24 protein-coding genes are annotated in these 24,934 nt (G+C 66.9%); 17 read left to right on the forward strand and 7 right to left on the reverse strand.

Annotated features, from left to right (window positions below; genetic code table 11):
- Window positions 1-90: 90 nt before the first annotated feature.
- Window positions 91-1,095 (forward strand): ketoacyl-ACP synthase III, encoded by a 1,005-nt coding sequence (locus ABZ348_RS33160; protein WP_358939466.1) that lies wholly within the window; start codon window positions 91-93, stop codon window positions 1,093-1,095.
- Window positions 1,096-1,670: 575 nt separating this feature from the next.
- Here ABZ348_RS33160 and ABZ348_RS33165 read toward each other — a convergent pair.
- Together ABZ348_RS33165 and ABZ348_RS33170 are read right to left on the reverse strand one after the other, a co-directional pair.
- Window positions 1,671-2,369: an SDR family oxidoreductase gene (locus ABZ348_RS33165; RefSeq protein ID WP_358939467.1), complete on the reverse strand. Its 699-nt coding sequence runs from the start codon at window positions 2,367-2,369 to the stop codon at window positions 1,671-1,673.
- Between the two features lie 367 nt (window positions 2,370-2,736).
- Window positions 2,737-3,537, reverse strand: a complete 801-nt coding sequence (locus ABZ348_RS33170; protein WP_358939469.1) for an NAD(P)H-dependent oxidoreductase — start codon at window positions 3,535-3,537, stop codon at window positions 2,737-2,739.
- A gap of 97 nt (window positions 3,538-3,634) precedes the next feature.
- Between ABZ348_RS33170 and ABZ348_RS33175 the strand changes: the two genes are divergently transcribed.
- From ABZ348_RS33175 to ABZ348_RS33210, 8 genes are all read left to right on the forward strand, one after another.
- On the forward strand, window positions 3,635-4,039 hold the full coding sequence (locus ABZ348_RS33175) for a nuclear transport factor 2 family protein (protein ID WP_358939471.1): 405 nt from the start codon (window positions 3,635-3,637) through the stop codon (window positions 4,037-4,039).
- A 113-nt stretch (window positions 4,040-4,152) separates the two neighbouring features.
- On the forward strand, window positions 4,153-5,166 hold the full coding sequence (locus tag ABZ348_RS33180) for an amidohydrolase family protein (RefSeq protein ID WP_358939473.1): 1,014 nt from the start codon (window positions 4,153-4,155) through the stop codon (window positions 5,164-5,166).
- Between the two features lie 6 nt (window positions 5,167-5,172).
- Window positions 5,173-5,985 (forward strand): arylamine N-acetyltransferase, encoded by an 813-nt coding sequence (locus ABZ348_RS33185; protein ID WP_358939475.1) that lies wholly within the window; start codon window positions 5,173-5,175, stop codon window positions 5,983-5,985.
- 38 nt (window positions 5,986-6,023) lie between these two features.
- Window positions 6,024-6,824, forward strand: a complete 801-nt coding sequence (locus ABZ348_RS33190; protein WP_358939476.1) for an arylamine N-acetyltransferase — start codon at window positions 6,024-6,026, stop codon at window positions 6,822-6,824.
- Window positions 6,825-6,870: 46 nt separating this feature from the next.
- Complete coding sequence (locus tag ABZ348_RS33195) at window positions 6,871-7,929, forward strand: ketoacyl-ACP synthase III (protein ID WP_358939478.1); 1,059 nt, start codon at window positions 6,871-6,873, stop codon at window positions 7,927-7,929.
- Window positions 7,930-8,591: 662 nt separating this feature from the next.
- On the forward strand, window positions 8,592-9,842 hold the full coding sequence (locus ABZ348_RS33200) for a nucleotide sugar dehydrogenase (protein WP_358939480.1): 1,251 nt from the start codon (window positions 8,592-8,594) through the stop codon (window positions 9,840-9,842).
- A gap of 38 nt (window positions 9,843-9,880) precedes the next feature.
- The gene (locus tag ABZ348_RS33205; protein ID WP_358939482.1) at window positions 9,881-10,054 is read left to right on the forward strand and encodes a hypothetical protein; all 174 of its coding nucleotides are present in this window, start codon (window positions 9,881-9,883) and stop codon (window positions 10,052-10,054) included.
- Window positions 10,051-11,619 carry a glycosyltransferase gene (locus ABZ348_RS33210; RefSeq protein ID WP_358939484.1) on the forward strand — a complete coding sequence of 523 codons (1,569 nt, stop codon included), beginning with the start codon at window positions 10,051-10,053 and terminating at the stop codon, window positions 11,617-11,619. Before ABZ348_RS33205 ends, ABZ348_RS33210 begins: the two co-directional genes overlap by 4 nt.
- A 90-nt stretch (window positions 11,620-11,709) precedes the next feature.
- On the opposite strand, the gene ABZ348_RS33215 is transcribed toward ABZ348_RS33210, so the two are convergent.
- On the reverse strand, window positions 11,710-13,170 hold the full coding sequence (locus ABZ348_RS33215) for an FGGY family carbohydrate kinase (protein WP_358939486.1): 1,461 nt from the start codon (window positions 13,168-13,170) through the stop codon (window positions 11,710-11,712).
- A 354-nt stretch (window positions 13,171-13,524) separates the two neighbouring features.
- Between ABZ348_RS33215 and ABZ348_RS33220 the strand changes: the two genes are divergently transcribed.
- The 3 genes from ABZ348_RS33220 to ABZ348_RS33230 all read left to right on the forward strand — a co-directional run bounded on the left by ABZ348_RS33220 (window position 13,525) and on the right by ABZ348_RS33230 (window position 16,468).
- The gene (locus ABZ348_RS33220) at window positions 13,525-14,523 is read left to right on the forward strand and encodes a hypothetical protein (protein ID WP_358939488.1); all 999 of its coding nucleotides are present in this window, start codon (window positions 13,525-13,527) and stop codon (window positions 14,521-14,523) included.
- Between the two features lie 52 nt (window positions 14,524-14,575).
- Window positions 14,576-16,105, forward strand: coding sequence for an amino acid permease (locus ABZ348_RS33225; RefSeq protein WP_358939490.1), 1,530 nt, complete (start codon window positions 14,576-14,578; stop codon window positions 16,103-16,105).
- 132 nt (window positions 16,106-16,237) lie between these two features.
- The gene (locus ABZ348_RS33230) at window positions 16,238-16,468 is read left to right on the forward strand and encodes a hypothetical protein (protein WP_358939492.1); all 231 of its coding nucleotides are present in this window, start codon (window positions 16,238-16,240) and stop codon (window positions 16,466-16,468) included.
- Between the two features lie 129 nt (window positions 16,469-16,597).
- On the opposite strand, the gene ABZ348_RS33235 is transcribed toward ABZ348_RS33230, so the two are convergent.
- Entirely contained in the window at window positions 16,598-17,020 is a 423-nt protein-coding gene (locus ABZ348_RS33235; protein WP_358939493.1) for a hypothetical protein, read from the reverse strand.
- A 785-nt stretch (window positions 17,021-17,805) separates the two neighbouring features.
- Here ABZ348_RS33235 and ABZ348_RS33240 point away from each other — a divergent pair.
- Window positions 17,806-18,714 carry a glycoside hydrolase family 19 protein gene (locus ABZ348_RS33240; protein WP_358939495.1) on the forward strand — a complete coding sequence of 303 codons (909 nt, stop codon included), beginning with the start codon at window positions 17,806-17,808 and terminating at the stop codon, window positions 18,712-18,714.
- Between the two features lie 346 nt (window positions 18,715-19,060).
- Window positions 19,061-19,303: a DUF6411 family protein gene (locus ABZ348_RS33245; RefSeq protein WP_358939496.1), complete on the forward strand. Its 243-nt coding sequence runs from the start codon at window positions 19,061-19,063 to the stop codon at window positions 19,301-19,303.
- Window positions 19,304-19,377: 74 nt separating this feature from the next.
- Here the strand turns inward: ABZ348_RS33245 and ABZ348_RS33250 are convergent, their stop codons facing one another.
- The gene (locus ABZ348_RS33250) at window positions 19,378-20,343 is read right to left on the reverse strand and encodes a YafY family protein (protein WP_358939498.1); all 966 of its coding nucleotides are present in this window, start codon (window positions 20,341-20,343) and stop codon (window positions 19,378-19,380) included.
- Window positions 20,344-20,442: 99 nt separating this feature from the next.
- Here ABZ348_RS33250 and ABZ348_RS33255 point away from each other — a divergent pair, with 99 nt between their 5' ends.
- Both ABZ348_RS33255 and ABZ348_RS33260 read left to right on the forward strand, forming a co-directional pair.
- Entirely contained in the window at window positions 20,443-21,033 is a 591-nt protein-coding gene (locus ABZ348_RS33255; RefSeq protein ID WP_358939500.1) for a TIGR03086 family metal-binding protein, read from the forward strand.
- 417 nt (window positions 21,034-21,450) lie between these two features.
- Window positions 21,451-22,341: a DUF4394 domain-containing protein gene (locus tag ABZ348_RS33260; protein WP_358939501.1), complete on the forward strand. Its 891-nt coding sequence runs from the start codon at window positions 21,451-21,453 to the stop codon at window positions 22,339-22,341.
- A gap of 94 nt (window positions 22,342-22,435) precedes the next feature.
- Here the strand turns inward: ABZ348_RS33260 and ABZ348_RS33265 are convergent, their stop codons facing one another.
- Window positions 22,436-23,089, reverse strand: coding sequence for a fasciclin domain-containing protein (locus ABZ348_RS33265; RefSeq protein ID WP_358939503.1), 654 nt, complete (start codon window positions 23,087-23,089; stop codon window positions 22,436-22,438).
- A gap of 384 nt (window positions 23,090-23,473) precedes the next feature.
- On the opposite strand from ABZ348_RS33265, the gene ABZ348_RS33270 reads away from it, so the two are divergent.
- Window positions 23,474-24,406, forward strand: a complete 933-nt coding sequence (locus ABZ348_RS33270; protein ID WP_358939505.1) for an LLM class F420-dependent oxidoreductase — start codon at window positions 23,474-23,476, stop codon at window positions 24,404-24,406.
- A 74-nt stretch (window positions 24,407-24,480) separates the two neighbouring features.
- Here the strand turns inward: ABZ348_RS33270 and ABZ348_RS33275 are convergent.
- On the reverse strand, window positions 24,481-24,934 hold a 454-nt coding region (locus ABZ348_RS33275), incomplete at its 5' end, for a VCBS repeat-containing protein (protein WP_358939507.1).

Raw genomic sequence — 24,934 nt, forward strand, 5'->3', positions numbered from 1 at the left:
CGAGGACGGTGAGCGCCGCGGACCCGTTCGCCGTCGCCACCCGACGCGAGCGCGTGGCCGCTACCAGTCAGACGACATCGGGAGCAGACCATGATCACATGCAGTGCCGCCGAGGGCGCACGGGGCGTGCTCGGTACAGGGTCCTACGTACCCAGTCGCGTGATGAGCAACAAGGACATGAACACCCTCTCCGGCGTGCATGAAGTCGCCATCCTGCGCAAGACCGCCATCCGTGAGCGACGTTGGGCGGAGCCCGAGCAGGCCACATCGGACCTCGCCATCGGTGCGGCCCGCGCGGCTCTTGGACAAGCGGGAATCAGCGCAGCCGAGTTGGGCCTCGTCATCGTCGCCACCTCCACACCGGATTCTCCACAGCCTGCGACGGCCTGCGTGGTGGCCGACGAGTTGGGCGTCCGACCGGGCACGGCCGCCTTCGACGTCAACTCGGTCTGCAGCGGCTTCACGTTCGCCCTGTCGATCGCGGAGAGGATGCTCAACGGCACCTCCCCCGAGTACGCACTAGTCATCGGTGCCGATGTGTACTCCCGCATCCTTTCGCCCACCGACCGCCGCACGATCGTGTTGTTCGGCGACGGTGCCGGTGCGGTCGTGCTGGGCCGAGGGGGCCGCCAGAGACTGATCTCGACCAGGCTGGCCAGCTTCGCCTCTGCGCGCGAGCTGATCGGCGTACCAGGCGGGGGGAGCCGGCTGCCCGCTACGGAAGGGACCCTGCGCGAGGGCAAGCAGTACTTCTCGATGGATGGCCGAGGCGTGACCCAATTCATCGAGACCCACGTGGTCCCCGGGATAAAGGAGTTCCTCAAGGACAACGGTGTGAGCCAGGACGACATTGCACACTTCGTCCCGCACCAGGCCAATGGCCGCCTCTTGGAGAGCATGTCCGAGCAGTTGGGGATTCCTTCGGAGCGAATGGTCACGACGGTGACGCGGTACGGCAACACCGGCGCGGCCTCGGTCCCCATCACACTCGACCACTTGGTCCGTTCGGGGAGTGTGACGCCCGGCGATCTGACGCTGCTGGCCGCGTTCGGCGGCGGCATGTCCATGGGGTTGACGTTGATGCGGGCCGGTTGAGCTCCGAACCGGGCAAGGGTCCCGGTGGGCCCTCCTCCCACAAGGACCTCGGTGGCCGTCGCACCTCAGTGTCGTTCGATGTGTTGTCCTCCTGATCGCATGGGCACCACACCTCGGAGGAGTACGGACCACTCGGTCGAACACTCGGTGTGGTGTCCACCCGTGGCCCGGGACTCCCGGGCCAGGCCGGGTGCCGAGCCTCCGGTCGCCGGAGCGACGAACCACGTCGCCAACACCACGAACGTGAACTCGGGGGCTCGGCCGGCGGCACCACGGGGGCGTACCCCGTGGTGCCGCCCCGGCACGCCGCGACCGGCGTCCACCACCTCGGCGTTGCGGATCGAAGCCCGGCCCGCGATGAACCCGATGCGTCCAGCACCCGTACCTCGACGCGAGTCGGCGATCGCCAGGGTCGTGTCAACACCGTCCGTGCGATGGCCCGCACATGCGAAACGCTCGGCCGAGGACCTCAGCCGAGCGTCTGCACACCCGTGTGCGGGCCGAACAACGTCAACCGTGCACCGCTCGTCCCGGTGTCTGATGCACGGTGGATGACCGGGCCCGCGTCCTACGGCTCACTTCTTGCCGATGTGCAAGGCTTCCTTGACGAAGACCTGGAAGTAGGTGGGAACGCCCTCGGTGGTGATGACCTCGACGCGGGAGTCGAGGTTGAGGTTGTCGACGGCCTCACGCACCAGCGAGTCCGCGAGGTCGCGGCGCGAGGTGAACCAGCCCGGGTGGCGGGACTTGCTGACTATGTAGTTGGTCGTGGTCGTGGCGTCGAAGAGGCCGGCGGGGCGGACGACCGTCCAGTCCAGACCACTCGCGCTGACGATGTCCTCCATGCGGCTCGTGTCCTCGTAGAGAGGGCGCCCCATCTTGAGCAGGATCGGCACGATCACCTTGCGGAACACGAACGCTTCGCCCGGTGCGTCCTCGTAGTTGGCCCCGATCGAGCTGACGCAGACCAGACGCCGCATGCCATGGGCCTGCATCGCCTTGATGACGTTGGTAGTGCCCTCGGAGTAGACGGTCACCGGCTCCTTGGTGTAGGGGATCCCCACGGTGGAGATGACCGCATCGTGGCCGGCCACCACCCGGTGCACTTCGTCAGCGTTGAGGATGTCCGCCTTGACCACGTTTAACCGGGCGTCGCTCAGCGGGAACGCATCGGGCTGACGGGTCACCGCGGTGACTTCGTGCCCCTCGGCGATTGCCTGTTCGGTGGTCAGCCGGCCCGTTGGGCCGTTCGCGCCGAAGATGACCAGTTTCACGTGTTCCTCCTGTGCGGTGCGATGTGCAGTCGCTGCGGGTGTGTGCCCGCGCAGATGCCGTACGGGACAAGGGGAGTTGCGCGGCTCGGGGCCGCTCGTCCTTGACACGGGGAGACCCGAGCCCTGCGGACCGTCCGATCCCCTCGGCGGTTGTTCCGCCACCCTCGCGGCCTCCGTCGGTCGTCCCGGAGGGCGACTCGCCAACGGACATCGATCGAGCACTCGAACGTTGATCCATGACTCGATCAATGTACCACGCCTGGAAGGGCAGTTGAGTGGGAGAACTCCGGTGGCCGGGGCCTGCTGTGCACCCGCGGCAGGGAGGTGCCGCGGGTGCAACCACACATCGTCTTTGCAGTCGCGCGGGTCAGCCGACGGACAGCCGCGGGAACTTCTTCAGCAGGAAGTCGAAGGTGACGAAGTCGATGGCGGACTCCTGCTGTTGAAGCCCGGTCTGATAGGCGGTGGCGACCTCCACCAGGCGTAGGGCCTGGTACTCGATCGCCTTGACATTGTCCTCGTGCACGTTGTTGGGCGCGTGCCGCGAGATGCTGCATGTGCCATAGGGCGACCCGTTGTGTTCGGACGCCAGAATTTCCACGCTCGATCCGTTGGGGACGATGAGGCAGCCCCAGTGGCACAACACGTTGTGGAGCGCGAGGATGGCGGTCTGCTGGCCCGCGTGGGCGGCGGACCCCGACGCGAACACGGTCGCGACCTTGTTGGCCAACTTCCCGGGGATGGCAACCGGTCCCGAGCGGTCGACGAAGTCCAAGATCTGCGGGGCGGGCAGGCCGAAGTGCACGGGCGTACCGATCATGATGGCGTCCGCCGCCACCAGATCGTCCAGCGTGGCCACCGGAATGTCGCTGGTGGCCGTCCCCAGTTCGGTGTAAGCCTCCCTGTCGAGCACCATCGGGTCCGGGAGCTCGGGGACCTTGAACAGTTGTGGCTCAGCGCCGGCCTTCTTCGCAGCGGAGGCCGCCGCAGCTGCCAGCTGAAAGATGTTGCCGCTCCGGGAATGGAAGATGATGGCCACCTTGACCATGGAAAACTCCTCGCCATTCGTCATTGCGGGGAATAGGGCATCCCCCGGGTACGAGGCGTCATCCTCACGGTCTCGTGTGCATTCTGCCCAGACCCGCTGCGGATAGTTCGTCAGGTTCACGAACCCTCCTTTCCCGATCCCCGGGCGGCGAGCCCGAACCTGACAAACTGGCTGGTCGCAGGTTGAGAGCTGCCGGCCTGTGCATTGTTCTATCTGCATGTCGAACTCAGCAGATGAGCAGATCGCTCTTCCCGTCAAACCGGAGCAACTGTCGGCCGCATTCGAGCGGGCATTCAATTCCGGAAGCCTCAAGGACATCCAGCAGCTATTCGACCCGAACGCCGTGCGTGTTCTTGCACCTGGGGAGTATCAAACGGGCGAGGAAATGTGGAAGTCGGCCGAAAAGACGCTGCCGGACCGCCTCCCGGTCACCCTGTCGGTGCGACACATCTACACCGTCGAAGACACGGCACTCATGATCTGCGACTACGTGCACGAGGGCACCGGGTCGGACGGAACGCACCAGCGGATTGAAGGCACGGCCGCGGACATCCTGCGCCGTGGCGCCGACGGTGTGTGGAGGTGCCTGATCAGCAACCCCCCGGGCACCAGCCGAGCCTGAAGGCGCCCGTGGTGGACGCGCCTCCCACCCGTCGAAGCGTGCTCCCCTCGTCTTCCGCGACCAACCCCGACCAGAGCAGATCGAACCAGAGCAGATCGAACCAGAGGATGACGATGCCGGACAGCACGCAGTCGCCCACCGGAAGGCCATGGTCCCGGGCCATCGACGTACACCACCACATCCTGCCGGACTTCTACCTGGACGAACTGGCCCGGCTGGGTGTCGCGAGCATTCTCCCCGGAGTCGACAGACCGACCTGGAGTGCGCGCGGCAGTCTGGCCATGATGGACCGGCACGGCATCCGCGCTGCCGTGGTGAGCGTCTGGCCGGGGGTGCCGGCGACGCTGGAACCGAAGCCGGCGGCACGGTTCGCGCGGCGGGTGAACGAGTTCCTCGCCGAGTTGGTCGCCGCGCACCCGGGCCGTTTCGGTGCGTTCGCCACGCTTCCCCTCCCCCATGGTGATCTCGTGCTGGAGGAGTACGCGTACGCGGTCGACACCCTCGGACTGGACGGCGTGGGACTCGTCAGCAACTACGCCGGGCTGTACGTGGGCGATCGACTGATGGACCCGCTCTTCGAGGCAGCGGCCAGCCGGCGCAGCCCGCTCTTCGTCCACCCGACGGTGCCCCCGTCGACCGGGCAGCCCGACCTGGGGCTGCCGGCCTCGCTGTACGAGTTCCCCTTCGAGTCGGTGCGGGTCGCCGCCCAACTGCTCTACAACCAGACGCTGGAGAGGTACCCGGACCTGCCGGTGATCCTTCCGCACGGCGGAGGCGGCGTTCCCTTCTACGCAGGTCGGCTCGCCTGCGGCCCACTCATCAGCGCGCCCCTCGCGAATCGACTGCCAGACGATCCCGTCGGCTCACTGCGCAAGCTGTACGTCGACATCGCCATGGCCGGTGACCCGCCTGCTCTGGCGGCCCTTCGGTCCTTCGCACGGTCGGATCGAATCCTGGTCGGTTCGGACTTCCCACTGATGCCCGAGCACTACACGCTCGACACCGGTCACCGCATCATCGCCGACGGAGGGTTCAGCGCCGCGGAGCGAGAACGGCTGGAGCACGCCAACGCGGAAGCTCTCTTCCCGCGCTTCAACGGATCGCGATTCAGCGGAAAGGACACATGAGACGCCGTGTTGGACAAGGAGACGGTCTCCGCCTACCTGGACCGCATCGGGGCCGAGCGCCCGAAGCGCCTGAACACCGAAGCGCTGCGGCATCTACACGAACGGCACGTGCTGTCCGTGCCCTTCGACAACCTGGACTACCACCGCGGCGCCGACATCCGCATGGACGAGCGAGCGGTCGACAAGATCGTCCACCGGCGCCGTGGAGGACTGTGCGGTGAGATCAACACGGCGTTCTACATCCTGCTCAAGTCCATGGGGTTCGATGTGACCCTGCACCAAGGTCGCGTCCACCTTCCGGACGGCGGGACGACCGCGCCGTACCACCATGTGGTGATGACCGTCGCCGTTGGCGGCACCCGGCGGATCGCCGACATCGGATTCGGCAAGAGCAGCCGCCGGCCCCTCCTGCTGGACTGCGACGAGCCCCAGCCCGATCCGCACGGCGAGTTCACCACCCGGCGTCTGGATCCGCGCTCCGTCCAGGTGCTGCGCAACGGAACCCCGCAGTACGTCCTCTACGAGGAGCCCGTCGAGCTGGCCGACTTCCGGCAGACGATGTGGTGGTACCGGACCAGCCCCGAATCCCCCTTCCTCCAGACCCTCGTCTGCTCGCTTCCCACCGAGGACGGCTGGGTCATCCTGCGGGACGACCTGCTGACGGTCATCACCGGAGACCGCAAGCACACCGAGAGACTCACCGGCGACGCCGCGGTACTGGGCGCGTACGAGAAGTGGTTCGGGATGAAGCTGGAGAAGCGACCCATACCGACCCCGTACACGAACGACTCGCTCCGCTTCTCGTTCGACAGCGACTGACATCCCACACCCACAGGGGAAACGGCATGCTGGATGAAGTGACGACAGCCGCATATCTGGAACGCATCGCGGCCGAACGACCAGAGCGCCCCGACCTTGCCGCCCTGCGTCACCTGCACGAGCGGCACGTGCTGTCGGTGCCCTTCGAGAGTCTCGACTACCACCTCGGCAAGGAGATCTACTACAAGGACGAACGGGTCGTCGAGAAGATCGTGCACCGGCGACGCGGCGGTGCGTGCGGCGAGCTCAACAGTGCCTTCTTCTTCCTGCTGGAAGCCCTGGGATTCAACGTGCACCTGCGGCACGGTCGCGTCTGGATCGATGGTCGGCTTCGCGATCCGTACAACCACATGTTGCTCACGGCCGAGATCGAAGGACGGCACTGGCTGGTCGACGTGGGTTTCGGGAAGGGGAGCAGATACCCCATCTCCATGGACACACCGGAGGCGCAGAGCGATCCGCACGGCGCGTTCTCCGTTCGCAAGGTCGACGACCGGGCAACGGACGTCCTCCGGAACGGAAAGCCCCAGTACCGCGTCTACGACGATCCCACCTCCCTGGCCGACTTCGACCAGACCATCTTCTGGTACCGGACCAGCCCTGACTCGATGCTCCTCCAGAACATGTTCTGCTCCCTGCCGACCGAGGACGGCTGGGTCCTGCTCAAGGACGACGTGCTGACCGTCACCCGCGGAAGGGAGACGGAGACGGAGCGGCTCGCAGACGACTCGGCAGTGCTCGGTGCATACGAGAAGTGGTTCGGCATCACGCTGGACGAGCGCCCCACACCGAGTGCGTATCTGAGGGACTCCGTCCACATGGCGTTCGAGGAGAAGTAGACACGCCAGCCCACACCTTGATTTCGGCTCCGAGGAGGACTTCGTCATGCCCCAATGGGCACTCGCACCCGTCAGTCCACGCAGCGTCGCACTGGCACTGCCCGAGAGGGTCGTTACGAATGCGGAACTGTGCGAAACGCTGGACACCACACCAGAGTGGATCGAGGAGAAGACAGGAATTCTGGAGCGGCGATTCCTCGAACCGCACGAGACCGTTCTCGACCTCGCGGTCGAGTCGGCCGAGAAGGCCCTGTCGGCGGCCGGCGTCGGGGCACGGGACATCGACGTCCTGGTGGTCGCGTGCACCAGCCCCGACTGGATCATGCCTTCCCTGGGGGTGAGCCTCGCGGAGCGCCTCGGCATCGAGACCCCACGGATTCTCGATCTGACCCAGCACGCCTGCGCCTCGTCCGCCTACGGAATCTACACGGCCTCCTGTCTTCTGCAGGAACCCGGATTGGACACCGCACTGGTCGTCTGTGCCGAGCGGGGATCCGGAATCACCGATCCACAGGACCGCATCACTCGGATCTTCTTCGGAGATGCCGCGGGTGCCGTGGTGCTCCACAAGACGGAAGGCGGGGACGGGCTCCTCAGTTACGACCTCGGCAACGTCTACTCGGACGGCGTGAGGATGGCGACGGCTTGGCGGGTGGGACAGGAGGTGCCGACGTCCACGACGGAGACGCCCCAGTCGCCGTACATCTTCATGGACGGCAATGTGGTGTTGCGGGAGGCGATGACCCGGGTGCCGAAGTCCCTGAGCGAGGCACTCGCGTCGGCCGGTGTCACGGTGGACGAGGTGAGCGGATTCGCCGTCCATCAGGCGAACGCCAAGCTGGTACGGCGCATCGGGCGCATGGCCGGCGCTTCACCGGACCGGGTCCCCGTCACCGCGGACACCCTCGGCAACACCGCCGCGGCATCACCTCTGACGGCACTGTGGCGGCTGGCCGCCGAGGGGCGGACCAGGCGCGGGGATGTGGTCGTGCTGGGTGCGATCGGAGCAGGCTTCCTCTTCGGTTCCCTCGTCTTCCGGCTCCCGGCCGACCTCGTCGCGGCGGAAGTTCCGCGATGGACGCTCCCGACGGGAAGTGACACGTAGTACGAGACGGCACGACGGCATGGTTTCCCGATCCGAGACACCGCACCCGCGGCACCCCGGTCGTGGAGCCCAGAACCTCCTCACCGGTAACCCGAGCATCGACTCCGTCCCCCTTCCGCACCGGTAGTCGCAGTTCGCCGTTCGGTGACCGTGGCGCGGCACGGTTCGCTGCCCGGACGACGGTCCCCCTCTCGGCACCGCTGAACTCGACCCGGACGTGGTCGAGTTCAGCGGTGCCGTTCCCATGTGGTCGCGCCGCCGCCGGCGCCTTGTGACGGGCGTCTTCCAGCGTCGTCGGACACGGTGATCCGATCTGCTCCCCCAGCACGTCAGGGGTTCGATGGATTCGATGAGCACGGATCAACGCAAGATGAGAACTGGCCAATGAGCGTCACGGAACGGCAAAAGAGTGCCACACAGGCCACTTCTGTCGGCTGAAATCTCAGCTACACCACGGGCTTGATGGTGTCCGTCGAACGGTCATGACACGGACCCATGCCCTCAACCGAGAGGCCGGCCATCACCTCGCAGACAGCCCACCCCGTGGGCCACCTTCCGTCGGGATCCGACCGTCGCCGCGGGCCCGGTCATACCCGCGGCTCTTCCCCCGGCCGATACGCCCCGCGCACCCCCGCACCGCCGGCAGAAAGACCCCCACCCCCATGAACATCACCGTACTGGGACAAGGCTATGTAGGGCTCCCCCTGGCCATGCGCGCGGCCGAGGTCGGGCATCAGGTCGTCGGCTACGAGCCGGACCCCTCCCGCTGCGCGCTCCTGTGCTCCGGCGAATCGTACGTCGAGGACGTCCCGTCCCACCGGCTGCGGACGGCGATCGACTCCCGCGCCTACCGGGCCACATCCGACTCAGCGGACCTCAAGGGCTTCGATGTCGCCGTCATCACGGTCCCCACACCGCTGACCGATCGGGCACCCGATCTGACGTGCGTCCGCGCCGCGGCCCGTACGCTGGCGGAGTTCATCGAGCCGGGTTGCACCGTGGTACTGGAGTCGACCACCCATCCGGGCACGACCCGTGACGTTCTCGTCCCCCTGCTCGAAGAGGGCTCCGGCTTTGCCGCCGGCCGTGACTTCTCGGTCGGGTTCAGCCCGGAGCGCATCGATCCGGGCAATGCCGTCTGGCGGTTCGAGAACACGCCCAAGGTCGTCGCCGGACTCACCGCCGACTGTCTCCGACGGGTCCGCTCCTTCTACGACTCCCTCGTCGAGCAGACCGTGCCCGCCCGCGGGTTGGAGGAGGCCGAACTCGCCAAGGTCTTCGAGAACACCTTCCGTCACGTCAACATCGCGCTGGTCAACGAACTCGCCAAGCTGGGGCACCTCCTGGGCATCGACGTCGGGGACGCCCTCGACTGCGCGGGGACGAAACCCTTCGGCTTCATGCGGTTCACACCGGGCCCCGGGGTGGGCGGCCACTGCCTGCCGATCGATCCCGTGTACCTCTCCCACCACGTGCGCCAACAACTCGGTGAAACGTTTCGTTTTGTCGAGCTCGCGCAGGAGGTGAACGAGCGCCAACCCGCCTATGTGGTGGAGCGCCTCCAGAACGCCCTGAACCAGAGCGGCAAGTGCCTCAAGGGCGCCCGGATCCTCGCACTGGGCCTGACCTACAAGGCCGGGACTTCGGACACCCGTGAGTCCCCGGCCCGAAGCGTCGTCGATCTCCTCACCGCCAAGGGGGCGCTTTGCACCACCGTCGACCCTCATCTCGCCACGGCACCCGATGCCGACCACCTCGCCGAGATGACGCCCGAGGACCTCACTGCGGCAGACGCGGTCGTTGTGCTCACCGACCACCCCGAGTTCGACTTCGAGGCCGTGCACCGGCTCGCCCCGTACGTGCTGGACACGCGCCGGGTGATACGGGTCGGCGATCACATCGAACACCTGTAGTCCCACCGCCGAAACCCCACGACCAGAGCGAGGCACGCATGTCCGAGAACTCCCAACTCGCCCGTACCGGCTCGGCAGCCGGTGCCATCATCGTCGGCGGAACGGTGGTCACCGGATGGTGGCTCCTGGGCATCGCCGCCCTCGTCGTCTGCGCGGGTGCCGTCCTGATCCGGTTGGGCTTCCGCCGCGACCGGACGGCCGGCGAACGATGACTCCCAGACCCCTCGCCGCCCATCCGCACCATTCCGGCACGGTACTCGCCGGGGCCATCGCCTTGACCGCGGCTGCTGCTTGGGCGGCGCAGCACGCCATCGCCGCAACCCACTTCGGTGATGCGACCCGTGGTCGGCTCGGCGCCGTGTGGGCGGTCACCTTCGTCCTGCTGATGGCCCAGACCGTGATGTACCACTTCGACCGCCCCCATCGCGCCACCCCCCGCAGCGCGAGGAGGCTGGCGGATCTCCACGTGGCCGTCCTCGTCCCCGTGTACAACGAGGACGACGGCTATCTCCGCCTCGGGCTCCGGTCCCTTCTGGAGCAGACGAGACTGCCCGACAGCGTGCACGTCGTCGACGACGGATCGACCAGTACCGAGTACCCCGAGGTGCGCGCATGGTGGCTGGAGGCAGCGCGGCAGGCGGGGGTGCACACCACCTGGCGCCGAGTGGCCAACGGAGGGAAACGTCATGCGCAGGGACATGGGGTACGGGCGAGTCCGCAGGCCGATGTCTACGTCACGCTCGACAGCGACAGCTGCCTCGCTCCCAACGCCATCGCGGAAATACTCATTCCGTTCCGTCGGCGCTCCGTCCAGTCCGTGGCGGGAATCGTTCTCGCGACCAACCACCGGGCCAATCTGCTGGCCCGGATCACCGACCTCTGGCTGTTGACAGGCCAGTTGGTCGACCGATCCGCACTGTCCACCGTGGGGGCCGTGCTCGTGAACTCCGGTCCCCTGGCCGCGTATCGGGCGGGCGTCATCCGCGACAACCTCGACGCCTATTTGAGCGAGACGTTCCGCGGTCGACCGGTGACCATGTCGGACGACAGTCTCCTGACCCTCTACGCGCTGCTGCGCGGCAAGACCGTCCAGCAACCGACGGCCGTCGTCTTCTCCGCCATGCCCGAGAAGTTCGGCCATCTGTGCCGGATGTACTTGCGCTGGATGCGCGGCTCGACCATCCGGTCCCTGTGGCGGATGCGCTATCTGCCACTGGACGGCGTGGCCTACTGGATCCATCTGCTGCGCTGGTTCCAGGTCGCCCTGTCGACATCGATCCTGGTCTGGCTGCTGGTGGTCGAGCCGCTGAAGTACGACAACGCCCCAGACTCCTCGTTCCTCCTGATCCCGTTCCTCATCGGCTGGGCCCAGGGGCTGCGGTATCTGAGCATCATCCGCTCCGACGAACGCATCCGCTCACGGATCGTGACCTGGATGCTGATGCCGCTGGCGGTGGTGTTCGCCTGGACGGTACTGCGTTTCATGCGCTGGTACGGGGCCGCCACCTGCGCCAACACCGGCTGGGGAACCAGGCAGGGGGGTGCCGAGGTCTCCTTGGGCGGCCAGCCGGCGACGGCTACCGGGGACGCACCGAGTGTGCAGGGCGGAGGCGAGCCGATAGGGCGGGTGGACGTTCCCTTCGACACGGGGGCGTTCCCGGGAGTGTTTCCGGGGCAGTTCCCCTCCCCCGCGTACCGTCATCCACCCGGTCCGCAGCCGGAATCGCTCGTCGAAACCACCCTTGAGCTGCGCGTCCATCCGGTCCCCGCACGGTGATCCACCGATCCCCTCGTCCCTGCGGTGACGCAATCCCATCGAACAGGTGCCCCCAGGGCCCCGCCTCGCCCGGTCGGTGCCGTCCCGTCCTCAGCGATCGCCACCGGCCGGGCCGGCCGGGGACCTGTCGAGCAGTTGACGCACATGGGTGCGGAACCGGTCCAGGCGCTGCGCCGCCTCCGCCGGGCTGATGGCGGGCTCGTACACCGCGGCCGGCTCCCACCGGGGCACCGCCTGTTCGACGGTGAGCCCCGGCTCGATCCCCATCCGGGCCACGGCGCCGACACCGAGCGCGGTGGCGTCCGGGAGCGCCGAGACCTCGATCGGGAGCTGGAGCAGGTCGGCCTGGGTCTGCATCAGCAGGGCGGAGCGGGTCAGACCGCCGTCGACGCGCAGCACGCTGAGGGGGCGGCCCAGATCGGTGGCGGCTGCTCCTGCCAACTCGGTGACCTGGGCCGCGATGCCCTCGCACAGTGCACGGACCAGATGGCCGGGTTTGGTGTCCAGACCGAGCCCGCTGAGCGAGCCGCGCACATCGCCGCGCCACCAGGGGGCCGCGAGTCCAGCGAGCGCGGGAACGAAGGTCACTCCCCCGGCATCCGCTACGCCCGACCCGATCGGGTCGAGGTCGGCGGCTCCGGAGATCACTCCGAGGTCGGTGAGCCAACGCACGGCGGAGGCCACGGTGTACACCTGGCCGTCGAGGCAGTAGTCGGTGCGACCGCCCAGTCGCCAGGCCACACAGCTGACGAGACCGCTGCTGGTGCGCAGCGGAGTGCTTCCGGTCTGCGCGAGCAGGAAGGCCCCGGTGCCGTACGTGCACTTGGCCGTTCCCGGTTCGGTGACGCTCTGCGCCAACAGGGCCGCCTGCTGGTCGACGAGCAGGCCGGTGAGCGGGATGTCCGTACCGAAGGCGGTCGTGGTGCCCACCGGTCCTGCCGAGTCGACGACTTCCGGCATGGGCTCCGAACCGAGCCCGAAGATCTCCCGTGCGCGCGCCGACCAGGTGACGTCGTCGAGGTCGAGGAGTTGGGTACGGCCGGCGGTGGCCGCGTCGGTGACGAAGGCCCCGGTCAGCCGGTGGACCAACCAGGCGTCGGTAGTGGTGACCACTCCTTCGCGGGTCTGTTCCCTTCGTACCCAGGCCATCTTGGGAGCCGCGAAGTAGGGGTCGAGGGGGAGCCCGGTGAGCCGGGTGAGTTCGTCGGCGCGTGGGGACAGCTCCGCACAGATCGACTCGGCCCGGCGGTCCTGCCACACGATGGCCTCGGTCAGGGGGGTCCCACTGGAGCGGTCCCATGCCAGCACCGTCTCGCCCTGGTTGGCCAGGCCGACGGCGGCCACGGGCTCGCCGGCCTCCGCGAGGGCCCGTCGACCGGCTTCGACGACGGAGTCGAGGAGGGCCATCGGGTCCACTTCCACCCGGTCGCCGGGCCCGTACCGTGGGTACACCGCTACGGTCCCGGTGCCGATGACCCCGCGCTCAGGGCATATGACCAGGGCTTTGGTGCCCGATGTGCCTTGGTCAACGGCGAGTACGGCGCTGGACATGGGTCACCCGGTTCTTCAGCTGGCGGGATCATCGATCATCACGAATGTGTCAAGAACTCCTTGATCGATGATCGTTGACGACTTGCCAGGTTGGAACAAGTGAGCGGATACGTCAAGGTGACTTCCTGAGACCGGTGTTGATCGTCGTTGACCGTCAATGCACACGTCTTTTCATCGATCCGTAGCAATCAACTTCTTGTCGTTGTCGTCGGGTTGAGTAAGATCGGCGCGCATACGCGGAGTGGATCGAGACAACCACGCCGCGCCCACCCCCCACCCGTCCCTATGAGGACCCATGACGACCTTTGTGCGACATCCAAGCCGACGCAGACCGATGGGGGCGGCGGCGGACTGATGTCCCAGGACCAGTTCCGCCCGGTGTACCACCCGGCGGGCCATGACAACGAGCTGCGCTCCGCCATGCAGGACTTAAGGACGGGCCGCTGGTTGTCGATGCGCAACCTGCTCAACTCCACCTCGGACTGGGGCATGTGGACCCAGCGCACCCAGGTACTGGCCGCGGTCGCGGCCGGCTCCGATGCCGTGCACGCCTGGCGGACCGAGGAACCTGCCTCACTGTCCGCGATCGTGATGCACTGCCGGGTGTCGGTCGAGCGCGCGCTCAGGGCACATCGTGAGGGCCACCCGCGGACTCAGGACCTGTGGCACGAAGCGTGGGACGCCTGTCGCATCGCGGCTCATCAGGCCCCCAACGACCCGGTGCCGTGGGTGTGCTTGCTCGCGCTCGCCCAGCTCGACGACAAGCAACGGTTGGAGGAACACCGACAGGTCCCCCCGGGCCCCATGTTGTTCCCCGGCCCTTGGGGGCTACTGGCAGAAGCCCACAAGCGTGACCCGTTCAACCGCGAGGCGTACCACCGCATGCTCCAGTTCGTGTACAGCCGCAAATCCGGCGGTGGGCACCTCTCGGAGGCGGTGAACTTCGTCCTGTGGGCGGCGTCCGCCGCTCCCGTCGGCTCCGCGATCCTTGCGCTACCGCTCTACGTACGGGTGGAGCGCTATCGCAGGGACAACGGGCACGAGCGGGCGCTCGATCTGCATTGGGTGACCGACGATGCAACGCGTGAGGCTGTTGTGGCGTTGGAGTCGTGGTTCGACCGTGTCGATCCCACTCAGGCTTCGCTCCTCGACCTCAACCACCTCGCCCACGCGCTGTGGGGAGCGGGACGGTTCATCGAGGCCGCCCGGGTCTTCAAGGCCCTCGGCCCCTACTACACCGCACCCCCCTGGCTGTACCGCTCGCAAAGTCCCGGTGACGCGGCCCTCGCGGAGGACGTCTACCTCCGCGCACGCGCCCGGTGCCTGAGCGCCGCTCGCGACGCGGGCCACTGACCACTCATCCAAGGCATTTACCAGACATCACCTTTCCCCCGGAGGTATTTCCATGTCCATACCCGGACCAAGATGGTCGAATTCGACCTCTGCGGCCCCGATCGACGAAGAGGAACGGTTGAGGGAACTGGGCTACCAACCCGTTCTCGCCCGCCGCATGGGAGGCTTCGGCAACTTCGCCATCAGCTTCTCCGTGATCTCCATCCTCTCCGGATGCATGACGCTCTACGCCTTCGGCATGAACACCGGCGGACCGGCCGTCATGATGTGGGGCTGGGCGATCGTCGGTCTGTTCGTCCTCTGCGTGGGCATGGCACTGGCCGAGGTGACCAGCGCCTACCCCACGTCCGGTGCGCTCTACTACATGGCGGACCGGCTCGGCGGACGCAAGTGGGGCTGGTACACCGGCTGGTTGAACCTCCTGGGGTTGCTCGGAGCGATCGCCGGCATCGACTACGGCGCCGCACTGTTCACCGGTGCACTGCTGCACCTCCAGTGGGGATTCGAGCCCACCCCCGAAACCACGATGCTCATCTTCATCTGCATCCTGCTGCTGCACGCCACCTTGAACCTCTTCGGTGTGAAGCTGGTCAGCGTGCTGAACTCGATCAGCGTCTGGTGGCACCTCGGCGGCGTCGCCCTCATCGTCGGCGTACTGGCCGTCGTGCCGAAGAACCACCAGTCCCCCGAGTTCGTGTTCACCGAGTTCGTCAACAACACCGGATGGGAGAACCCCATCTACGTCGCGGCGATCGGTCTGCTGCTCGCCCAATACACCTTCTCGGGCTACGACGCCTCCGCGCACCTCTCTGAAGAGACGTCCAACGCCTCCACGACCGCCGCCCAAGGCATCGTGCGCGCGATCTGGGTCTCCTGGATCGCCGGATTTGCGCTGCTGGCGGGTCTGACCTTCGCCATCCAGGACTACGACGGCGCACTCAACAGCTCATCCGGGGTGCCCCCGGCCCAGATCCTGTTGGACGCACTCGGCACCGGTGGAGCCACGGCGCTCCTGCTCGTGATCATCGTCGCCCAGCTCTTCTGCGGCAATGCCGAGGTCGCTGCGGCGAGCCGGATGGTCTTCGCCTTCAGCCGGGACAACGCACTGCCCGGCTCGGCCCTGTGGCGGAAGGTCAGCAGCAAGACGCAGACCCCCGTGCCCGCGGTGTGGCTGTCGGTGGGATTCGCGTGTGTGCTGGCCCTCCCGTCGCTCTACTCCACGACCGCCTATGGAGCAGTGACCGCGATCAACGTCATCGGCATCACGCCCGCGTACGTGATCCCGGTCTACCTCAAGCTGCGGGCGGGCGACCGCTTCGAGCCGGGGCCGTGGAGCCTCGGCAAGTGGAGCAAGCCCATCGGCTGGATCGCCGTGGTGTGGGTGGCGTTCGTGACGGTCCTCTTCCTGCTCCCGCAGTCGAGTCCGGTCACGGTCGACACCATGAACTACGCCTCGGTGGCGCTGATCACCGTGCTGACCCTGGCGACCGTCTGGTGGTTCGTCGCACGCGGATCGTACGGAACGCCGAAGGCATACGGGTCCGCTCGCGAGCAGGCCGAACTGTCGGACCAGATCGTTTGACGCCTCTGAGGTGAAACCCCACGGGGTCCGGCCCACTCGGACGGAGGGCCGGGCCCCGTGCTGCTGTCCCGGTCGATGTCAGTGCGGTACGAGATGCTGACGGTCCGACACCTCGGTCACCGGGAGGCTGACATGACCCATCGCGAACTCGCCGCTGCGCAGGCGTACCTACGACTGCTCCAGACCACCCGGGCCGTCCTCGACGGCCCGTCACACCCTCCGATGGCCCTGCCGTTCCTCGCCGGGCCGATCGCGGAGGCGGACGAAGCCCTGGGCGAACTGGGCATGGCGGGAAACGAGGCTGCGTTCTTCCGCCTGGTGGCGGATCTCCAGCCGGGGTCGGGTGAGGTCCGCTCCGGCTGACATCGAGACGAGTGAGCGCCGGGTGGTGCGGGGGCGGAGCGAGGTGAGCCGGCGCGGAGGCCCCTGGTGCGGGGGCATCGAGGGAGTGGCCCTCGCCGACTCGGCCTCGTCATCACGAGCCCGGACACCTCAGTCGACGAACAGGTTCCGTTCCCATTCGGCGAGGGAATCGCGGTGCTGCACCGCACGGCTGGCGAAGTACGAGCGGTCACCCACGGGGATCTCCAGCACCTGGCTGGTGAAGAGGAGCAGCCAGCGTTCGTCGGTCAGGCGGGCCCGACCGGAGGAGACCGCTCGAAGGAAGGGGTCCAGGTGATCCACGACGACGTGGTCGAACACCCAGTCGTCGAGCAGCACCCGAACCATGTCCGGTCGCTGCCCGTGACCCATGAGGCCGATGTACACCTCGACATCGATCAGGTCGCCCACCCATTCGACGAACCAGGACGGCTCCTCGGTTCGCCGGGTCCAGTCGCCGCCCGTGGCTCCGAGGGACCGCAGGGCCGCTTCGACCCGGCGCACCGGTTCGATGTCGGATTCCGAAGCGTCCATTCCCCCTCCTCCTTTGACCACCTGGTTCACGAGGTCCGATGTGCGTCGAGCGTGCACTGCCGAGGGACACACGCGTCACCCATGAGAGAGTCTGCGAGCACGGCAGGTTTGACGCACACAGAAGCTGTCCATGTGATGCGTGTGGTGCAACGAACCATGTGTTGTGTGGGTTCCATGTGACCCCTGCCACCGCCGGGCTCTCCGTGCCGAGCACCTTCCGTACGATGGGGGTTGCTTGACACCGCCGTAGCCGTTCCGGCTCCGCAGCAGGGGCTGTTGAACACACAGCCCGAGCCTCATTCTGGCAGTAACTTTCACCATCTTCGCCAGACTCTACCAATATTCTTGATCGTTGATCATGCCATGCCGAGCACTCCACCGCAGCCCGGAGCACCCTCCGTCCAGACCTCCTGCCCAGGGTCAACGGAGATCAAAATGATGCCCGACGATGGCCTCCTCGCAGCTGCAAATACGACTTCCCAGGCCCGTGTGCAGCCTGATCCGTCGTACCCATGGCCGCCGGGGGAACAGATGCCGCTGACCCCGAACGATCTCGCCCCGAGGGCCCGTCGATCGGCCGAGCGCCGCGACTCTTCGCAGCTCTTTGCAGGCCAACGGGCCCTGGAAATTGGCTCGTTGTTTCAGAAACTTCATTGGTCTATACCTTGACTCGCCCCCACTCGGGACGCTTCAGTGTGGTCTACACCCCCGCCACGGCGTGCCGGGCGAACCCCGTTCCCTCGGGTTTCGCCGGCATGTCCGCTGACGCACGAAAGGGATAACTCGTGCTCAAAGATCGTATGAAGGCGCTGATGGTCGGCGTCGTTGCGGCCGGTTCCTTGGCAGCGACGGTTCTCGTGCCGACCGCAACGGCTTCTGCCGCTTCACCCGCGGACGATTGCGCCATCGCACCCAGTTGGGTCGCCGGCGCGAACTACCAGACCGGTGACATCGTCAAGTACACCGACGGTGAGGTGTACATCGCCGAGCGCAACAACCCGGGCTACAACCCGGTTGTCAGCACGCACTATTGGGACGCGTACACCTGCGGCACGGGTGGGAACCCGAACCCCAACAGCTTCGTGGTGAGCGAGGAACAGTTCAACCAGATGTTCCCTCGCAGGAATCCGTTCTACACCTACAAGGGTCTGACGGACGCCATGAAGGCGTTCCCCAAGTTCGCCCACACCGGCACGGACACGATGCGCAAGCAGGAGGCCGCGGCCTTCCTCGCCAACATCAGCCATGAGAGCGGTGGGCTCTTCTACATCACGGAGATCAACAAGGACAACTACCCCCACTACTGTGACACCACCCAGCCCTACGGCTGTCCTGCGGGCGGTTCGGCCTACTACGGCCGCGGCCCCATTCAGCTGAGCTGGAACTTCAACTACAAGGCCGTCGGTGACTGGCTGGGCATCGATCTGTTGAACCACCCGGAGAAGGTGGAGACGGACCCCGCGATCAGCATGATGACGGCCCTCTGGTACTGGAACACCCAGGACGGCCCCGGCCCGGTCACCGGCCACGACGCCATGGTCAGCGGCGCCGGCTTCGGCCAGACCATCCGTTCGATCAACGGTTTCCTGGAGTGCGACGGCAAGAACCCGGCGCAGGTCCAGAGCCGGATCAACCGGTACAAGAACTTCACCCAGATCCTGGGAGTGCCCACCGGCGCGAACATCTCTTGCTGATCGGCCCACCCGCTGATCAACCGCCGCACTAAGGCATGGAACGGGCCGGAGGACACACCTCCGGTCCGTTCCGCCGTTCCTCCCGGCCGCCGGGGGAAGGAGGCCCCTCAACAGTGCGGGGCGGTACGGGCGGACCTCGATCGCCCCGTTCTGCCGGCGGCCGGCACTACTCTTCTTCGTTTCGGCGAATGCGGTACGGCATTTCGGGCAGACGCTGCTCAGCGCAGGAACGAGCCCCCGCGCCCGGTCCCGTACCGGATCTGCCCGCTCACCGCCCCGAGGCTCGGAGAGCTGATGCACCGGTGTCAGTTCCGGGCGGTGATCGAACCGAATTGAGGAGTCGCTCGTGATCGTTGTCGGAATCATCGCCGTCTGCGCGGTACTGGCCGTGCTGGCCTTCTTCCTGCCGCGCCTCTCCCGCCATCCCGAACGTGGAACCCAACGCACGCTCGGCCTGGGATCGCGCGCCGGTGGCAAGGCACCGGGGATCCTGGGCCGGCTCCTCAGCAAGCCGTTCCACAGCAGCTCGCGCGCCGTGAGCCGGAGCAGTTCCGCGGGCCGTCGGGCACGGTGGCGCCTGCCGTTCTGAGCGTCTCCCCCTGGGTGTTCCCGGCACGGTGGTGAGGCACCGCCCCTCCAGCAGTGGGCCTGTCGAGGGGCGACTCAGTTCACACCGACGGTATAGACGCTCGTCACCGACGCTGCGACGCGCACCAACTCCTCGCGTATCGCGGGTGGAGTGAGCACCTCCAGTTGTTCACCGAAGGCGAGCAGCATCCTGGTCTCCACAACGCTGTCGAATGCCAGCTCGGCGCTCAACCAGTCCTCCCCATCCGGGACGAGGTCTCCGACGATCCGGCCCGAGGCCAGGCACTGGAGGAGCGTCAGAGCGTCCCTGTGCAGCCGTACGGCCACCCGTAGTGCACAACGCCGCTCTTCGGCTTCGCAGCTCATCGCCCGCCACACGTCTGCCAACTCCCAACCGGGCCGTCTGCGCACCGGTTCATCGATGACGGACGCTTCGACCACCCGGTCCGCACGGAACAGCCGCGGAGACCCCGACTTGTCGGCCACCAGATACCAGACCCCCGCCTTCACCACGAGCCCATAGGGGTCGAGGACGTAGTTCCCGGGCTCAACGGCACCACTGCGGCGATAGCGCAGGGCCAGTCGACGGTCGGTGAAGACTGCGGAGTTGAGTACGTCGAGATCGACCGCGGGTCTGGGTCTGGGCAGCCAGCGCTCCGGATCGACCAGGATGCGACGGCTCGTCAGTTCTGCCGCAGGGCGATGGGGAGCGGGTATCGCCGCCATGACCTTGCGGAGCGCGGACCCCAACGCCGCGTCAAGCCCGAGCGCCGCATGGGTCCCCCGGGTCGTCAGGACGAACAGGGCCCGGGACTCGTCCTCCGTCAGGCCGGTGACGTCGGTTCTAAACCCCGGCAGCAGTGCGATGCCTCCGTGGCGCCCCCGCTCGGTGTAGATGGGGACGCCGGAGGCCGACAGCGCCTCCACATCGCGGTAGATGGTGCGTACGGACACCTCAAGACGTGCGGCGAGATCAGCCGCTTGCACCAGACCGCGCGTCTGGAGGAGCAGGATGATCGAGAGAAGGCGGTCGGACTTCACGGGCGCAGACTCTCCGGAAAACATGACGGGGGTTGTCAGGTTACTCCTCGAAGGTGCAGACGTTCGAGCACTCGATTCCACACACAGGAGATCGACCAGATGAATGACCCTCGTCCGTTGTACGAGCGTGCAGCCGACCAGTTCGCCACTCTGTTGGAGACGGTGACACCGCTCAGGCTCGGCGATCCGACACCGTGCTCGGAGTTCGACGTTCGGGCACTGCTCCTGCACAGTGTGAACGGGCTGCACCTGATGGCGCACATCGGGGAGAACGGTGACTGGAAGTCGGCGCCCCCGCCGGTGTCCGCCATTGCCGACGACGCTTGGCGCGGGGCGTACGAGGATGCGCACCGCCGCTTCGGCAAGGCGTGGTCGGACGACGCGAAGTTGGGCTCGACGGTCTCGTCGCCGTGGGCCGAGGAGACCGTGGGGGCCGCGATGATCGGCTTCGCCCTGTTGGAGACCGTGGTGCACGGCTGGGATCTGTCCGAGGCCCTGGGTCGACCGGCACAGTTGGATCCGACGCTGGCTGAAGCGGTCATCCCCATCGCACATGATGCGCTCCCTGCCGACAGGCGCGGCGGCGCGGTGCCCTTCGGAGCCGTCCGCGAAGCGCCTGCGGGGGCTGATGCCTATGATCGACTGGCGGCGTGGTTGGGCCGGGAGGTGCCTGACCGGCCCCGCGTCTGAGCCGACCGGTTCCGCTGACTGCACGAGTCCACGTAACGCACGAGGTCCCATAGCGCAGGTCCTGGCGCTCCATGGATTCCGGCAGCACCGGCTACCGGGACTTCACCCACCGACCGGTGTCGAACACCCGCTCCGCCCACCATCACAGCCGTGCGGAGCGGGTGTTTCGCACACCCACGTGCTGTACGCGACGGCCCGCGCCTTCATCTGACCGGCTCGGGACGCCCTCATGGCAGATCGGCTGATGCACACCCGGGATACGGGCCCGTTGATGTCCACGACTGACCCCATTTGCGTCGCTCCACGAGGGCCATCGGAGTGATTTCATCTGTTTTGCCCAAACTCGGTGGCTCTTTGCTCCGAACCCTGTACGGACAGCAGCCCATGCCGGGCGAACCCCCTACAAGGAGCATTGACATGCGAATCTCCGTCGTCGCGGTCCCCGTCTGTTTGGTCGCCGCTCTGGCCGCGCCCGCAACGGCCTTCACGGAATCAGCCACCTCCGCAGCGTCGGGTCCCGAGCGTCACCACGGTCGTGCCCTGGCCGCACCCAGGGCACTGACCGCGTACGGACTGACCACCGACCAGCGACTGGTCCGGTTCGGTGTCGAAAAACCGTCGGCGACCACGTCGGTGGGTACGCTCAGCGGTCTGGCGGGTGACACCAAACTGATCGGCATCGACTTCAGGGTCCAGAACCTCAAGCTGTACGGAGTCGGCGACCAGGGAGGCATCTACACCATCGGGACCAACAACGCGCGTGCGGTGAAGGTCTCGCAGCTCACGATCGCACTCTCCGGGACGTGGTTCGGCGTCGACTTCAACCCGGCGGCCGACAGGCTCCGGGTGGTGAGTGACACCGGACAGAACCTCCGGCACAACATCAATGACTCGACGGGAACGATCGGCACGGTCGCCGACGGCGTGCTCAGCAATCCGACGGTGCCGCCCTCCACCGCCAAGGGCATCACCGGGGCCGCGTACACGAACAACGACCTCAACACCGCGACCGCGACAACGCTCTTCGACCTCGACACACTGACTGATCGGCTCTCCCTCCAGTCACCGGCCAACGCCGGGAGCCTCGCCCCCACGGGAGGGCTCGGTCTCCATGCGGAGCCGAGCGCTGGATTCGACATCTACTTCGCCCCCGAGCAGGGCACGAACCACGGCTTCGCCACACTGCGCAGCGGCAGTAGACACCGCCTGTACCAAGTCAATCTGTTGACGGGCGCGACCCGCAGCCTCGGTTCCTTCCCCACCGATCGACAGGTCGCCGACATCGCCCTCCCGCTCGACCAGGGCTAGGCCGCGCCGCGCGTCCGGTCTTGCACGCGGAGGTGGGTCGGTCATCGGGGGATGGCCGACCCGCTTCCGCAGTGCTCGCCGCGCCGAGTACCGACTACTTGGGCATCAGCACGGTGTCGACGATGTAGACGGTCGCGTTGGCGGTCTTCACATTGCCGCAGACCACCTTCGAGGTGTTGTTGACCGTGTACGCCTCTCCAGAACCGGTGGCGGTGATCTTCCCCTTCTGGAGGGTTTCGAAGTTGCCGTTCTCCAGTTGTGCAGGAGTCACGTCCTGGCCGACGACGTGATAGGTGAGGATCTTCGTCAGCATGGCCTTGTCCGCGAGCACCTTGTCGAGGTCGGCCTTCGGGATCTTCGCGAAGGCGTCGTTCGTGGGTGCGAAGACGGTGATCCCCTGGGCGTTGTTGAGGGTGTCGACCAGTCCTGCCTGCTTGACTGCCGCAACCAGGGTCGACAGTGCGGGATTGTTCGAGGCGGCCGTCGCGACGGGGTCCTTGGCCATCCCGTCGAAGGAGCCCGATCCCTGCTTCGGGACGGAGGCACAGGCCGTGCCGAACGGCTGGTCACCCACCGCAGCGTCATCGGGCGCGGCCGACTCCTGGGCCTGCGAGTCGTCCGTGCTCGCCTCGGCAGCGGAGTCCGAGGACGACTCCTTGCCCGAGTCGGAGCAGGCCGCCAGGGCGAACGGCAGGATCGTCGCGGCGGCGACAGCGGCGGCGGTGCGGCGGAAGCGAAGGGCGTTCATCGAAACTCCATGAGATGTCGAGTTCTTCGGCAGGACTGCGAGCCGTCTGTGGTTGGGAGGGGCGGTCGGTCACGACTGCGCTCCTCTCGACGGGCAGAACCTGCTCACACTCGGCATTCGGAGCCGACGGCGGGGCGGATTGGTCAGTCAACGGATCGAATGACGACGGCGGAACGGGTTGACGCGCAATGGGACCCCGCCCGCAGCACCTTCGACCGCCGCCCGCCCGCGTGATCGCACCCGCTGTCCGACCCGACCGTCACCTCGCGCCCGCCGCGCTCTCAGTCCAGCACTCGACCTCCGGGGAGCGCAGTTCAAAACTGGAAACACACTCGTCACAAATGAACCGGAATAGAGCCCCAACTCCCCCTGTTTGACGCTGATATGAATGTGGGAGTGGCAATCAGCGCCATCGATTCCGACAACCAGGTCGATGCCACCGTCCGGCTCGCCAAGGAAGCGGCAGCCGCCGGGCTCCGTTCCGCATGGTTCGGACAGGGCTTCGGCATCGACTCACCTCAACTGGCGGCGATCGTCGGCCGCGAGGTCCCCGATCTCCAGGTGGGGACGTCAGCGATTCCCGTCTTCGGACGCCATCCGCTGGTGGTGTCCAGCCAGGCACTCACGGCCCAGGCAGCCACGCACGGCCGCTACCATCTCGGTCTCGCACTCGGCACTCGTCTGCTGACCGAGGACGGCATGGGCATCCCCTTCGAACGGCCCATCGGCCGCCTGCGCGAGTTCCTCGTGGTGCTCCGCCAACTGACCGAGACCGGAACCACGGACTTCCAGGGCGAACTGATCAGCGCGACCACTCCGCTTCCCGCCCACGTACCCGGGGCCACAGGGGGCGTACCACTCCTCGTGGCCGCCATGGGTCCCCAGGCACTGCGGGTCAGCGGTGAGCTGGCCGACGGGATCCTGCCCTATCTGGCCGGCCCGCGCGCCCTGGCCGAGCACATCGTGCCGGCGGTCACCGCCGCCGCCAGCGCGGCCGGCCGCCCCGCACCGAGGATCGTGGCCATCGTGAACGGGGTGGTGACGGACGACGTCGACTCCGTACGTGAGCGGGCCGCCGAGCAACTCGCCTTCTACGAGCAGATCCCGTCGTACGCACGGGTGATCGAACTCTCCGGAGGCAAAAGGGCCGTTGATGTGGCGGCGATCGGCGACGAGGCGACGGTCAGCGCGGAGATCCAGCGCTATCTGGACGCCGGGGCGACGGAGGTCGTCTTCGCAGACACGGAAGTCGCCGGAGACGCCGACCGACGCCGCACCTGGTCGCTGCTGGGCGAACTCGCAGCCGAGCGGTCCTGACACGGACCACCCAAGGGGGGCCCGTCGACCCGATGGGGCCCGGCACGCGCTTCGGTGTGTGCCGGGCCCCTGGTTCAGGCGATGTGCCGCATGTTCCAGCCGGTGTTGGGCCAGAGGGGTTCGGTCAGATCACTGGGGAAGCTGCCTCCTCGTCCTCCGAAGAGACGCAGCCCGCCAGTGTCGAGCTCGACGACCAAGTCGGCCGCGCCGTCGCGGTTGTAGTCACCGACTGTCAGTTCGTCGACGTAGGCCCAGTTGCTCGACCCCAGCATCACGAAGGGTGCGAAGCTGCCGTTGCTGTTGCCGTTGTACCGGTAGAGGTTGTTCGCAGCGATGCGCAGCAGGTCGGTCTTGCCATCGCCGTCGAAGTCGGCTGCGGCGAGATGCTGGGTGCCGCCCCAGGTGTTGTCCGGCCAGGCGCTGACTCCTGCGGCTAGGCAGTGTCTGATGGCTCTTTGATGAGGTCGCGTAGCCAGATCACGATGGCTGCTGTGGCCAGGGTGCCGTTGAAGATGTAGTCGCGTTTGT

Source organism: Streptomyces sp. NPDC005963, from assembly GCF_040638655.1.
GTDB lineage: Bacteria > Actinomycetota > Actinomycetes > Streptomycetales > Streptomycetaceae > Streptomyces.